The organism is Gluconobacter sp. R75690, from assembly GCF_015244525.1.
GTDB classification, from domain to species: domain Bacteria; phylum Pseudomonadota; class Alphaproteobacteria; order Acetobacterales; family Acetobacteraceae; genus Gluconobacter; species Gluconobacter potus.
Genome location: NZ_JABCQB010000003.1, coordinates 71,969 through 84,953, shown reverse-complemented (window position 1 = coordinate 84,953; position 12,985 = coordinate 71,969). Strand labels below are relative to the sequence as shown.

Genomic DNA, 12,985 nt, shown 5'->3' with positions numbered 1-12,985 from the left:
GGGCGAAAGAACTGCCGGAAGAAATTGCATTCCTCTGCTGCCTTTCGTTCCGGGATAGAAACCTATGTCCATTGCAGATCGACTGGAGTGTCTTCCGTTCTCCGGGTTTCACTACCGGCTCCTGTTGCTCGGGGGCGCGGGATACTGTTTTGACGGGCTGGATGGCGCCATCCTCGCCTTTGTGATGCCCGCCCTACAGCATCTGTGGGGGCTGTCGATGACCCAGCTTGGTCTGCTGGGGAGCGGGGCGTTTTTTGGATATTTCATTGGCGCGCTGTCCGCGGGGCTGGTGGCGGACCGCTGGGGACGCCGGTCCGTAATGATGTGGGCGCTGGCGTGTTACTGCGTGGGCTCTCTCGTCTCGGCGCTGTGCGTGAGCTGGCATGGTTTTGTACTGGCGCGGGTGGTGGCCGGGCTTGGGACGGGCGCTGAATCCGCGATCATTGCGCCGTATCTGTCGGAATTCGTGCCGCGCCGATATCGCGGCGTATTTACGGGCGCGCTGGCGGGATTTTTCTCCTTCGGGTTCGTGGGCGCATCGCTGCTGGGATATGCGCTGGTGCCGGGCTCTGCGGATGGCTGGCGCTGGGCAGTGGGGCTGACGGCGTGTCCGGTGGTTATGCTGCTGTGGTGGCGTCGGGCTTTGCCGGAATCTCCGCGCTGGCTTGAAGGCGTGGGCCGGGGGGAGGCGGCGCATTCCGTTCTTTGCGATATCGAAAAGAGAGTTGGCGTTGTGTCTCCGGCTTATGAACCGGGTGCGGTGACGCTGGAGCGCGCGTCGGTGGGCGGGCAGTTCGCGCGGCTGTGGGGTGCTGGTCTGCGGCGGGTGACGGCCATGAGCTGGGTTCTGTGGCTGTCGGTCACCTTCAGCTATTACGCGTTCTTTTCCTGGCTGCCGACGCTTCTGATCGCGCGTGGGTTCACCATCACGCACAGTTTCGGGTTTTCGATCGCCATCTGTGTGGCGCAGATCCCCGGCTATTTCAGTGCGGGATTCTGTAACGAGTATTTCGGGCGCAAGGCAACGGTCGTGACGTATCTCGCTGCTGCCATGCTCAGTGCAGTCGCGATGGCGCTCGTGTCGTCATCCGGAGGGATTCTTGCGGCAGGAATGCTGCTGTCCTTCTTCATGAACGGCGCTTTTGCCGGACTTTATGCCTACACGCCCGAAATTTTCCCGACCGTCTTGCGGGCGACGGGAATGGGAAGCGCCTCGGCTATCGGACGGACCGGCGCGATCGCCGCCCCCCTGCTGATCGGGGCGCTGTATCCGCGGGCCGGGTTTGCCGGGGTGTTCGGACTGACGGCGCTGATCCTGCTGGCTGGCGCGCTGAGCATCCTGATCTTCGGACCCTCAACCGTGAACCGGTCTCTGGAAGAGATCGGGGCCGCGTACTGAATTTTCCATGCTTTCCGCATGACTGCCACATCTTCTGAAACCGGAGTTGTCCCGGGGAGACCTGAAATGTTCCGACTTAACAATATTCTCCTGTGTACGAGTGCGCTGGTTCTGACACTGCCGGCTGTTGCGGCAACGACGTCGGGCAAGGCTGTGCATGGAACGAAAGGTCACCCTGCTGCCCCGCCTTCGGTGGTGCGGGTGCGGCACGTCGCGCCGTCTTCGGATCCGGAATCGATCCAGGTGTACCGCAGGAAAAATGCGTTCGGGCAGCTGGCGATGCAGCATCAGGGCGTGTCGGTCACGCATATCGATTCAACCGAACTGGCGCGGCATCAGGTGACGGATGTGAAGGGGTTGATGAACCTTGCACCCAACCTGACAGTGCAGCCGCAGGGTTCGAGTTCGGCAGTGAACTTCACGCTGCGTGGTGTGGGGCTGAACGACTTTACGGCGAACAACACGCCGTCGGTCATGACCTATGTGGACGGCGTGGCGCTGCCGATCGGGTATATGGCGGGGGCTGCAATGTTCGACATGGCCGGGGTTGATGTGACTACCGGGCCATCGGGCTTTACGCATGGTCAGACGGTGACGGCCGGTGAGATCAACATCAAGACCGCTGATCCGACGAAGACGTTCCATTACGGGGTTTCGGAAGACATTGCGACCTATGATCGCAGCATTACGAACCTGTATGTGTCGGGGCCGCTGTCGTCGAACGTGCAGTACCGCATTGTGGGTTTTACGCAGCAGGGCGGGGGCTTTCAGAAGAACATCAATACCGGGCAGTCGCTGGGGAATGCGAACAAGGGCGGGCTGCGGGCCAAGCTGGCCTGGCAGCCTGATGACAGGACGAATATCGTCTTCAGCGGCAACTGGATGCAGGATGATTCCCAGGCGATGGGCGCCTACAATATCCAGGATCTGGCGCGCAATACGCCGACCTATCAGAACAACCGCAATACGGGCTGGGGCTTTACGCCGGACTTTCTGAAGATCACGGGCAATTCCGCGGGGACGAAGCCATCCTACAACAACACGTTCTGGGGGGCGGGCGTCAATTTCACGCGCAATCTGGGCTTTGCCGATCTGAGCACCATCAGTGCGTTCCAGCAGATGTATGTGCATAACCTGATGGATCTGGATGGCACCCGCTATGCGATCTATGACGATGACGTCAATACGGATGCGAACCTGTTTTCGCAGGAAGTGAAGCTGGCGTCGCGTAATCCGCATGACCGGCTGCAATGGAATGTGGGCATGTACTATGATCGCACGCAGATGCATTCGGTCATTTACAACGACTATACCGGCTCGGGCTCGCGACCCTATATCCAGCGGACGAGTTATAATCAGGATCAGCAGGCGTTCAGCCAGTACGGGCATCTGCGCCTGACGGTCACGAAACGGCTGCATCTGCTGGCGGGGATCACGCATGAATCCGATGACCGCGATCTCTATAACATGCAGACGATGCGCTATAATACGGCCGTCTATCCCACACCGTTCGACAACCATTACGGGCGTCGCGGGGCACTGACGAACCAGTTTTCAGGGATGGGCGGAATCGAGTATCAGGCGCTCGACAACCTGATGTTCTATGGCTCCATCCGCAAGGGCTTCAAGCCAGGTGGCTTTACGGCGAACAATACGGTTGTGGCCTCGCAGCTCAATCCGACCAAGCCGGAATCCCTGCTGGCCTATGAGGTCGGTTTCAAGTCCGATTACTGGAACCACAAAATCCGCCTTAATGGCGATGCGTTCTGGTACGACTATCACGGGCAACAGGTGGCCGGGCTTGCCGTGGTGTCGAACTATGGTGTGGTCGGACAGTACGTCAACATTCCCAAGAGCCGGATCTGGGGTGTGGAAATGGAGATCGACGCCAATCCCATTCCGGGGCTGCTGCTGCATCAGCACTTCGGGTATGAGCGCGGAAATTACGAGGATTACAGCGCGATCGACTCTACGGCCGTTGCGGCGACCTATATCAGGACGGGCAAGCTGGTGGCGCTGTATCGCAGCTATGCCGGAGTGGATATGGGGATCCCGAAACTGACGCTGGAGGGTTCGGCATCCTACAAGGCGAAGCTCGGTACGCGGTGGACGCTGACGCCGTATCTTGATTACAGCTATCGCGGATCGCAGCTCGATGTGCCGGGGAACAACCTGTACCGGATGCCGGCGTATTTCCTGATGGATGTCGGCCTGACCTTCGCGCCGAAAAGCGGAAAATGGTCTCTCGGGGCCTATGTTAACAACATCCTGGACCGGCGCTATGACGTGACGCGCCAGACCGGGCTGAACGGAATTTTCGGCATTCCGGGAACGCCGCGGATGGTGGGCGGACGGCTGCGGGTGGATTTCTGAACCTGCGTTCTGGCTGACAAGAAACCCGGTACCAAGATCGATCGTGCCAATCTCGAACAGGCGCGTCGTGCGGCTTCCATCGTAACCGTTCGCGGGATTCAGCGAGCGAAGGCGTTTTCCGGCAAGCGAACGCATAGTCTAAAAAGCCGACCCCGCCGATGGACTGTCGCAGGCTGGTCGTCATCCCGTCATGGCCTCTCGCCGGAGCCGATGCTTCGGTCTGTCAGGGATGCCGGTCTGGCGATGGAGTTCTGAGCTCAAGGTCCGGTAAAGGGGCGTGGCAAAGCGCGATCCGCCCTCCTGTGAGGCTGGCGGAATGGACTGTCCCGAAGGCCATGACGGCAACAGTGCCCGCAAGGCCGTGCGTGATGGACCCCACACGATGAAACAGGCCTGATCAGGCTCCGTTCTGATGCTCCGGTTGTCCTGTCCGTATCACTGTCGGAGGCGCCATGACCATTCCTGTTCCTGCCGTCTGGCGGTGTCCGGTGTGGCTGCGCGGCCACAGGATGACCATTACACAATATTGCTATTGAGAATCATTTGCATTAACATCTGGAATGCGGGAAACAGACCCCAGTCAGAACGTCGCGGCGGTTTCGCCTGACGCGTGGTCCCATCCGGATCAGGCGGAACCCGTCGGAAGATCTGTGAAGTTTCCAGAGTTCAGGTGCTGCATGCCTTCAGAAAACGATTTTTCGATCCCATCGCCATCGGGCGCATCTTTCAGGTCATCCCGCGACGGTTCGGGCCAGAAATGGTCGGCCCTCGTCATGCTGGCGCTCGGCGCAGGACTGGGTGTCGCAGAAACCGGGGACGCCGAGGCACAGGACGGAAGCGATACGGGCACGACCGCGACCGACAGCACGATCAACCTGTCCGCCGTGCGCGTTCACGGGCAGGTGGACGCTGACAGCAGCAATACGAACAACACGTCTCTCGATATCGGCCGGATGCCGGGCACGGTTCGTGATACGCCACAGACCATCAGTGTCGTGCCGAAAGATCTGATCATCCAGCAGCGCCTGTTCACGCTGGACCAGGCGCTCGCCAATGTTCCGGGCATCACCATGTCCACGGGCGAGGGCAATGGCGGCCTGAATGGCGATCAGTTCCGCATCCGCGGCCAGCAGGCGCGTGGCGACATCTATGAAGATGGCCTGCGGGACTTCGGAACCTATGTGCGTGACACATTCAATACCGAGAGCGTCGAGGTCATCAAGGGGCCGAGCGGCGAGTATTTCGGCGCGGGCAATGTGGGTGGTGTGATCAACCAGACGCTCAAGAAGGCGCATCTGGGCAATCATTACGATCTGGACCAGACCTTCGCCAGCGGCATGCAGTACCGCGGCACGGCGGATGTGAACTACCAGCTTGGCAAGCATACCGCCCTGCGCGTGAACGGCATGTATAACAAGCAGGACGTGGCCGACCGCGACAATATCCGCACGGACCGTTATGGCGTGGCGGCGGATCTTGGTTTCGGTCTGGGGACGAAAACGACCTATCACCTGAATTACCAGTGGCTCGGCAGCCGTGGCACGCCGGATTACGGTGTTCCGATGATCCAGATCGGCGGCATCTATTCCCCGATCACAAGCCATGGACTGGCCCGTGATACGAGCTATGCGCGCAGCTTCAACATGGATAATTCGAACATCCACATGGTGACGTCGAAGTTCTCGTCGGAAATCGCGCGCTGGCTGACGTTCAACAACGATACGCGCTTTACGCACTACCATCGCGACTATTCCGCAACGACCCCGAATGCCTGTACCGGAACCTGTGTCACGTCGTTCCTGTCAGGCGGCAACCCGACGCTGCCTTACGGCGCCGGCGGTGGCGTGGCCTATCAGCAGGATGGCTGGGGCATCCAGAACGTCATGATGGCGCGGGCGAAGTTCAACACGGGCTTCCTGCATCACGACATCAGCGCGGGTGTGGACATCAACTACACCAAGGACGACCGGATCATGGGCACGTATGTGAACCGGGTGAACGACCAGACGATCCGCAACCCGTCCTATTCTTCGCCAGGCACCTATATCACCTGGCCCTCCAGCGGGCACCGGACGGCGGATTTCCGAGACCTGGGTCTCTTCCTGGCAGACAAGATCCATATCACCAAGCGTCTGTCCCTGTTCGGAACGTTGCGCTGGGACAGCTTCGAGAGCACATACTGGAGTGCGGCAGCAGCCTCCTCGGGCGTGCAGTCCCAGTCGTCCAACAAGTTCAGCCCGTCCGCGAGCCTGATGTATGACGTGGACGACAACAAGACCGTCTATTTCACGTTCTCCCGCTCCTACAAGCCGGTCGGGACGGATGCGTCGTCTGAAATCACCAACCAGGCGAGTGTTGGAGACGTCCCGGTCAACGGCACCAACCTCAAACCGCAGCGCAGCGACCTGTTTGAAGTCGGCACCAAGATGGACTTCCTCAACAAGCATTTGGGCATGACGGCGGCGCTGTATCAGATCGAGCAGAACAACTCGTACACCTATGACGAGAGCGGCAATATCATCACCGGCTTCCAGGATGCGGGAACCGGCCGTGAGATCCGCGGTGCGGAACTGAGCCTGACGGGCAAGATCACGAAGGAATGGGAAATCTATGCCGCGTATTCCTACATGGGCGGCAAGGTAACGAATTCCACCACGACGGATGGCAAGCAGGCCCCGCAGCTCCCGCACAACAACTTTTCGGTCTGGACGTCCTATGATCTGTCGCCGGTGCTGCTCAAGCCGGGTCAGGGCAAGCTGAGTGTCGGTGGTGGCGCGCAGTACAGCTCCGGCTACTGGGCGAACGAGGCGAACACGGCCCGCATGCCGTATAACTTCTCGCTGAACACCATGATTTCCTACCAGTACGGCCGGTATCATGTGCAGTTCAACGCCAACAACCTGTCCGATCACCTGAACTATGCCTCGGCCTTCAGTACGGGCCGTGCCGTGCCGCAGTCCGGCCGGACCTTCATGGGCAATTTCGGCATCGGTTTCTGATCCGGACCATTCCCCTGTCCTGCAAAACCCCCGGTTTTTCACCCCGCGTGAAAGACCGGACCAGAAAGGAACGCGATGTCATCAGTATCAGGAGCGCATCAGGATAACGGGATTTCCCGGCCTGCGCCTTTGCCTGTTTCCGAACAGGTGAAGGCACAGCTGATTCTGGCGCAGACCCATCTGGATGCTGGGCGTCGGGAAGACGCCTTTTCCTGTTTCGGGATCGCCGCCCGCAGCGGACATCCCGTAGCGCTGAACATGCTCGGCCGTGCTTACGAGCGCGGCTGGGGCGTGAAGCGCAACCCGGCCATGGCGGCGCGATGCTTTGAAACCGCGATCGAGGGCGGAGACGGCTGGGCCATGTTCAATCTGGCCGATCTGTTTCTGGCCGGGGACGGGGTGCCAAAGAATACGCAGCGGGCTTACCGGCTCTATGTGGATGCCGCCCGGACCGGTAACGCCAAGGCCCTGAACATGCTGGGGATCATGCACGAGGATGGCTCCGTCCCGGCGGGGGAGCCTGATCCGGACACGGCCCATCAGTTCTATCAGGCCGCGGCCGAGGGCGGGGACTGCTGGGCCTGGCTCAATCTGGCGCGTCTTGCTCTGGAGCGGGGCGCCTGGTCCGAGGCAGCGCTGGGGCTTGAAAAAGCGCTGGATTGCGCGATCGTCGGCGTGCCCGACGCCGTGCTGGCCCTGATCCGCCCCCATGCGCGGGAGCGGGTGTTCCAGGCTGTCATGATCCGCTGCCTGGCGCTGCTGGAGGCGCAGGCGGCGAGGGGTGTTTCCCATGCGGCCTGAGCTGAAACATCGCATTACAGACCGTGCGTTTTTCATACAGAATGGTGAGGTGACAGCGCCTGAAACCATGACAGGATATGGTTCCCAGGGAAGGATCGCGTTGCATGGATGATCGTGTCGCACAGGTTCTGGAGCTTTATCACGAGCGGATTCAGGCCGAGCGCGAAGAGCGTAACGCCGGGATCCATCGTCCCAATTCCGAACGGTTTCTGGCTGTGGGTCGCCGGACCGGTCAACTCATCAGCATTCTCGCGCGGGTGCTGGAAAAGCCGACCATTCTCGAACTGGGAACGTCCTACGGCTATTCCACAATCTGGCTGGCGGAGGCGGCGCGGACTGCGGGCGGGCGGCTCGTGACGATCGAACTGGAGCCGCACAAGATCGCCTTTGCCCGCGACATGGCGGAGCGGGCCGGGCTGGCCGGTTATGTCGATTTCCGCCATGGCGATGCGCTGGAGCTGATCGGCCAGATGGACGACGGCATCGACTTCGTCCTGATGGATCTGTGGAAGGACCTCTATGTGCCCTGCCTTGAGGCCGTCCTGCCGAAACTCAACCCGGGTGCCATTATCGTTGCGGACAACATGCGCGTTCCCGGTGGCGAAGACGCGCTCAAATACCAGCAGGCCGTCCGCGCAATCCCGCACATGCTGAGCGTGCCGCTGCCCGTGGGGACAGGGCTCGAAGTCAGCCGGTATCTCCCCGCTTAAATCCCTCTTTTTCTTACCTCAACCTGCGTCCGGCGCTGTGCCGGCACAAGAAAGCAACATGTTCAAGACATTCATGAACCGATACGGAACCCCACTGACGACCGGGTTCTTCATTGTCTCCGGCGTCACGGGCGTGGCGCTGTTCTTTCACTGGGGACCAACGGCGTTTCATCCCATCCATGAGTGGCTGAGCATGGTGCTTCTCGCACCCTTCATCCTTCATCTGGTGAAGAACTGGACGTCGCTGGTCAATTACGCCCGTCGCAAGACGCTGTATGTGCCGCTGATCATCGCGTTTGCGGCCTGCATCCCGTTCTTCTTCCAGGCGCCCAGCGGTCATGCGGGTAACCGGCAGACCGCGTTCATGGCACTCCCGGTTCTGGAACACGCGCCGCTCACGCTGCTGGCGCCTCTGGTCCATACGGATGCGGATGCTCTCGTGCACCGTCTTCAGGCACAGGGCTATACGGTCAGCTCGGCGGATCAGACGCTCGACGATATCGCAAAAGCGTCCGGACATCCCGTCAATGATACGGTAGTCGCAGTCCTTCAGCGCCCGCATGACCATGGCGGTCCGGGAGACGGATCAGGCCATGGGGGCCATCACCAGCACCCTGAACAGCATCAGGACTGAGACACAAAAGCCCCGGTCAGACCGGGGCTTTTTCATATCCGCCTGAAATCCGGCCCTTGGACACGAAACGACATGCAAGAGGATGCGAATCATCCTTGATAGTGAGAATGACTCTCATTATCGTCGATTCAGTATTCCCGCAGTTCCAACAGGTGCCGTGATGTCCCTTAGCTTTTCCCCCTGGCAGATGTTTCTCGACGCCGGCCCGGTCGTGCGGGGCGTCATGACAATCCTTGCGATGGCTTCGCTCGTGACCTGGACGATCTTCATTGCCAAAACCATCGAACTGCAGCGCCTGCGCTCGCGCCTGAAGAAGTCGGAAATCACGCTCGAAGACGCCGAGACGCTGGATATCGGCGAGGAATGGACGCGCACCGGATCGGGCTCCGGCATCGCACATGCCATGGTCATGGCCGCCGAAGTGGAGCGCCAGCGCTCGCAGGACATTCCGGGCGACCGCGAGGGCATCAAGGAGCGGATCGTGTTGCATCTTGAACGGCTGGAAGCTGCTGAAGGCCGCCGCCTGATGCGGGGGACGGGCGTGCTGGCGACCATCGGTGCGACGTCTCCGTTTGTCGGGCTGTTCGGCACGGTCTGGGGCATCATGTCGTCCTTCACGGGCATTGCGGCCGCCCATGCCACCAGCCTCGCGGTCGTAGCGCCGGGCATTGCCGAAGCGCTTCTGGCAACCGCACTCGGCCTCGTCGCCGCCATTCCCGCCGTGGTCATTTACAACCATCTCGCCCGCCAGACGGCAGCCTGCCGCGCCTGTGTCGCGGATCTGACGTCGCTCGTGATGCGCCTCGTCTCGCGGGATCTGGCGCGCGGGATCAGCGGCGGCAAGGTGCTGCGCTTCGGGCGCGATACGCTGGCTGCGGCAGAGTAAGCTTCCATGGCCATCCGGATCCGCCACGCGGACGAAACCGTGCTTGAAGCGCACGAAATCAACGTCACGCCGTTCATTGATGTCATGCTGGTGCTGCTCGTGATTTTCATGGTCACGGCACCGCTCACGACCGTCAACGTCCCCGTCGATCTTCCGTCCTCCACGCAGCAGACGGCACCCCGGCCGGACGAACCCGTGTTCCTGACCGTCAAGGCGGATCACAATCTGGCGCTCGGCGAAAATGACGTGCCCGCGGCCCAACTGACGGAAGCACTCGCCGCCGCGACCAAGGGCAATCGCGACGAACGCATCTTTCTGCGTGCCGACAAAACCGTGGATTACGGCACGCTCATGGACGTCATGGATCATCTGCGAAGCGCGGGCTATCTCAAGGTGGCCCTTGTGACTCTACAAGGCCAGACGACCGGAACAACGCCCTGATGTCGGACGGGCTGATCTTCACGCAAGGGACGCTGCCGAGTTTTCGGGAATGGTACGCCGCAACATGCCGTCTGGAAGACCGCCGGAGCGCATGGCTCTGGGGCGGCTCCGCGTTGGGTGTTGTCATCCTCACGGGAGCTGTCCTGTTCTGGGCAGTGACGTCCGCCCATCCCCAGCCCATTCTGGCGGCAGAGCCGCCTCCGGCTGCGATCAGCATCGATCTTGCGCCTGTCCCCGCGCCGGTTCCGGCCCCGCAGCAGGATGTCGATCCCGGTCCGCAGCAGGCAGTGGCCTCGACGGAGCCGCAGCCGGAAGATCCTCCCAAGGTTGAAGCCCCACCAAGCCCCGCGCCCAACCCGCCGGTCCCGGTGCCCAAGCCGGAAAAGATCAGGCCGCACAAGCCGAGTGTGCACAAGCCGCTCCCACCCGTTCCGGTCAAAGCGCCGCCTGCGGAAAAGACAACGGCCCCGCGCACTGTGGAAGCCCCGCCCACGACCAGCCCGAGCGCCGCTTTGGTCAGCACGTCCAGCCATGCATCTCATGATCCCGTCACCTGGCAGGGGGAGCTTCTGGCGCGTCTGGAACGGTTCAAGCGCTATCCGCAGGAAGCCCAGTCCACGCATCAGGAAGGAACGTCCCTGCTGCATTTCGTCATGGACCGCAAAGGCCATGTCCTGAGCGCCAGCCTCAAGCGCAGCGCGGGGCATGACCTGCTGGACGCGGAGACGCTGGCCCTGATCCACCGTGCCGAACCGCTGCCCATTCCGCCCGACAGCGTACAGGGCGATCCGCTGTCCCTGACGGTTCCCATCGAGTTCTATCTGGAACACTGATCCGCTTTCCCCCTAAACAGCGTGCAGGGGGAAATGACATGGATATCGTTCTCGGCGCCTCAGGACATGTGGGCGGCACGGTCGCCAGGCGTCTTCTGGAACAGGGGCGGCCGGTTACGGTTGTTCTGCATCGTTCGGAACAGGACTCTGAGTGGTCTGCCTGTGGGGCCAGCGTGGCCGTGCTCGATGTTCACGACACGGCGGCCCTGACGGCAGCTTTTTGCAAAGCCCGGCGCGCATTTCTGCTGAACCCGCCTGCCAGCCCAACGCTGGATGTGGACCACGAAGAACGCCGCACGGTTCATTCCATCATCGAAGCCGTCCGGGGAGCGTCTCTGGAAAAGATCGTCGTGCAGTCAACCTATGGCGCGCAGGACAACCCGCATTGCGGGGATCTGGGGAGTCTGTACACTTTCGAGCAGGGCGCACGGGAAACAGGAGTACCGTTCTGTGTCGTGAGGGCGGCGTATTTCATGAGCAACTGGTACGGCGCCCTGTCCACTGCGCGGCAGTCAGGGGTATTTCCCAGCCTGCTGCCAAAGGATTTCAAAGCCCCGATGGTCGCGCCGCAGGATGTGGGCGAACTGGCGGCCCGTCTTCTGGTCGCCCCAGTGGAAGAGACGGGTACCTACAGCATCGAAGGCCCCGAAACCTATACTCCGGAAGATGTCGCGACCGTACTCGGCGCCGTGCTGGGCCAGGCTGTGACGGTGGACGAAATCCCGCGTTCGCAATGGCTGAAGTTCTATCGCAGTCACGGCTTCTGCCCCGAAGCCGCACAGTCCTATGCCACCATGACGGGGATTTTCGTGGACGGGCTGTATGACCGTCCGCGCACGCCCTTGCGGGGTGCGACGGATCTCCAGACCTGCCTGCGCGATCAGGCGTCGATATCGTCCAGATAATCGGCTGACGGGACGAAGAACAGCGTGCCCGTGACGGGACGGCTGTAATCCAGCAGGCGGTCGTAATTCCCTTCCGGCTTGCCGACGAACATATTGTGCAGCATTTCCTCGGTCACGGACGGGGAGCGGGCATAGCCGATGAAATAGGTGCCGAACTCACCCTTGCCGGCTTCACCGAACGGCATGTTGTCCCGCAGGATATCGACCTGCTTGCCATTGCGCGTCACGACGTTCAGCGCGTTATGGGCGTAAGCGGGCTTTGTTTTGTCATCAAGCTCGACATTGGAGAGCTTTCTGCGGCCGATGATCTTTTCCTGCATCTCGATCGGCAGGGTGTTCCAGGCATCGAGATCGTGGAAGTATTTCTGGGTGATGACGTAGCTGCCGCCTTTGAAAGCCGGATCTTCATCGCCGATGATCGCGGCTTCGCATGCTGCTGCGTTTTCCGGGTTTTCCGTGCCGTCCACGAAGCCAATCAGGTCCCGGTCATCGAAATACTTGAAGCCGTGAACTTCATCGACGACCGTGCACACGCTGCGCAGGCGATCCATGACCAGCTTGGCCATCTCGAAACACATATCCATGCGCGTGGCGCGGATGTGAAAGAGCATGTCCCCGGGCGTGGAGACGGCGTGATGGACGCCTTTGATTTCCTGAAACGGATGCAGTTCCTTCGGACGTGGGCCGGGGAAGAGACGGTCCCAGGCAGCAGAACCAAAGCCGAGAACGCAGGAAAGCTGTCCGTTCAGGTCCCGGAAACCGACCGTACGGCGCAGGCCTGAGAGGTCCGCGCACAGGCTGCGGATGGTCTTTTCCGCGTCCATGCCGGGATTGATGTTCAGGATCAGGAAAATGGCAGCCCGGGTCAGGGGCGCGGCAACGGGCTGGGGCGTGGTGTCGGACATCGGAACAGTCTTTCCATCAGCGTGGCAATATATGTCTGCCCCGTTGATAGCGCGCTCCATGTCGAACGAACAGATTACGAAAACGGGTGAGCTCCGTTT

The 12,985-nt window shown here is 61.0% G+C and carries 11 protein-coding genes; 10 read left to right on the top strand and 1 reads right to left on the bottom strand.

Translation table 11 applies throughout. The annotated features are described in order from the left end of the window. The first annotated feature begins 64 nt into the window (after positions 1-64). From HKD27_RS04395 to HKD27_RS04350, 10 genes are all read left to right on the top strand, one after another. Positions 65-1,399, top strand: coding sequence for an MFS transporter (locus tag HKD27_RS04395; RefSeq protein ID WP_194688739.1), 1,335 nt, complete (start codon positions 65-67; stop codon positions 1,397-1,399). Between the two features lie 66 nt (positions 1,400-1,465). Then, positions 1,466-3,772: a TonB-dependent receptor gene (locus tag HKD27_RS04390; RefSeq protein WP_194688740.1), complete on the top strand. Its 2,307-nt coding sequence runs from the start codon at positions 1,466-1,468 to the stop codon at positions 3,770-3,772. A gap of 677 nt (positions 3,773-4,449) precedes the next feature. Further along, positions 4,450-6,771 carry a TonB-dependent receptor gene (locus HKD27_RS04385; protein ID WP_370544230.1) on the top strand — a complete coding sequence of 774 codons (2,322 nt, stop codon included), beginning with the start codon at positions 4,450-4,452 and terminating at the stop codon, positions 6,769-6,771. A 75-nt stretch (positions 6,772-6,846) separates the two neighbouring features. Further along, positions 6,847-7,572, top strand: a complete 726-nt coding sequence (locus HKD27_RS04380) for a tetratricopeptide repeat protein (RefSeq protein ID WP_194688741.1) — start codon at positions 6,847-6,849, stop codon at positions 7,570-7,572. A 104-nt stretch (positions 7,573-7,676) separates the two neighbouring features. Beyond that, positions 7,677-8,282, top strand: coding sequence for an O-methyltransferase (locus HKD27_RS04375; RefSeq protein ID WP_194688742.1), 606 nt, complete (start codon positions 7,677-7,679; stop codon positions 8,280-8,282). 58 nt (positions 8,283-8,340) lie between these two features. Continuing rightward, the gene (locus tag HKD27_RS04370) at positions 8,341-8,916 is read left to right on the top strand and encodes a DUF4405 domain-containing protein (RefSeq protein WP_194688743.1); all 576 of its coding nucleotides are present in this window, start codon (positions 8,341-8,343) and stop codon (positions 8,914-8,916) included. Between the two features lie 160 nt (positions 8,917-9,076). Further along, positions 9,077-9,802, top strand: a complete 726-nt coding sequence (gene exbB / locus HKD27_RS04365; protein ID WP_041111110.1) for a tonB-system energizer ExbB — start codon at positions 9,077-9,079, stop codon at positions 9,800-9,802. 6 nt (positions 9,803-9,808) lie between these two features. Next, complete coding sequence (gene exbD / locus HKD27_RS04360) at positions 9,809-10,243, top strand: TonB system transport protein ExbD (RefSeq protein WP_041111108.1); 435 nt, start codon at positions 9,809-9,811, stop codon at positions 10,241-10,243. Beyond that, positions 10,243-11,076: an energy transducer TonB gene (locus HKD27_RS04355; protein WP_194688744.1), complete on the top strand. Its 834-nt coding sequence runs from the start codon at positions 10,243-10,245 to the stop codon at positions 11,074-11,076. The genes exbD and HKD27_RS04355 overlap by 1 nt, the downstream gene beginning before the upstream one ends. A gap of 38 nt (positions 11,077-11,114) precedes the next feature. Continuing rightward, positions 11,115-11,981, top strand: coding sequence for an NmrA family NAD(P)-binding protein (locus HKD27_RS04350; protein WP_194688745.1), 867 nt, complete (start codon positions 11,115-11,117; stop codon positions 11,979-11,981). Here HKD27_RS04350 and HKD27_RS04345 read toward each other — a convergent pair. After that, the gene (locus HKD27_RS04345; protein ID WP_194688746.1) at positions 11,957-12,886 is read right to left on the bottom strand and encodes a Dyp-type peroxidase; all 930 of its coding nucleotides are present in this window, start codon (positions 12,884-12,886) and stop codon (positions 11,957-11,959) included. The two genes, HKD27_RS04350 and HKD27_RS04345, sit on opposite strands and share 25 nt — an antisense overlap. Positions 12,887-12,985 lie beyond the last annotated feature (99 nt).

Coding starts and splice junctions, on each gene's coding strand:
- HKD27_RS04395 (WP_194688739.1), top strand. CDS start 65: ATGTCCATTGCAGATCGACTGGAGTGTCTTCCGTTCTCCGGGTTTCAC.
- HKD27_RS04390 (WP_194688740.1), top strand. CDS start 1,466: ATGTTCCGACTTAACAATATTCTCCTGTGTACGAGTGCGCTGGTTCTG.
- HKD27_RS04385 (WP_370544230.1), top strand. CDS start 4,450: ATGCCTTCAGAAAACGATTTTTCGATCCCATCGCCATCGGGCGCATCT.
- HKD27_RS04380 (WP_194688741.1), top strand. CDS start 6,847: ATGTCATCAGTATCAGGAGCGCATCAGGATAACGGGATTTCCCGGCCT.
- HKD27_RS04375 (WP_194688742.1), top strand. CDS start 7,677: ATGGATGATCGTGTCGCACAGGTTCTGGAGCTTTATCACGAGCGGATT.
- HKD27_RS04370 (WP_194688743.1), top strand. CDS start 8,341: ATGTTCAAGACATTCATGAACCGATACGGAACCCCACTGACGACCGGG.
- exbB (WP_041111110.1), top strand. CDS start 9,077: ATGTCCCTTAGCTTTTCCCCCTGGCAGATGTTTCTCGACGCCGGCCCG.
- exbD (WP_041111108.1), top strand. CDS start 9,809: ATGGCCATCCGGATCCGCCACGCGGACGAAACCGTGCTTGAAGCGCAC.
- HKD27_RS04355 (WP_194688744.1), top strand. CDS start 10,243: ATGTCGGACGGGCTGATCTTCACGCAAGGGACGCTGCCGAGTTTTCGG.
- HKD27_RS04350 (WP_194688745.1), top strand. CDS start 11,115: ATGGATATCGTTCTCGGCGCCTCAGGACATGTGGGCGGCACGGTCGCC.
- HKD27_RS04345 (WP_194688746.1), bottom strand. CDS start 12,886: ATGTCCGACACCACGCCCCAGCCCGTTGCCGCGCCCCTGACCCGGGCT.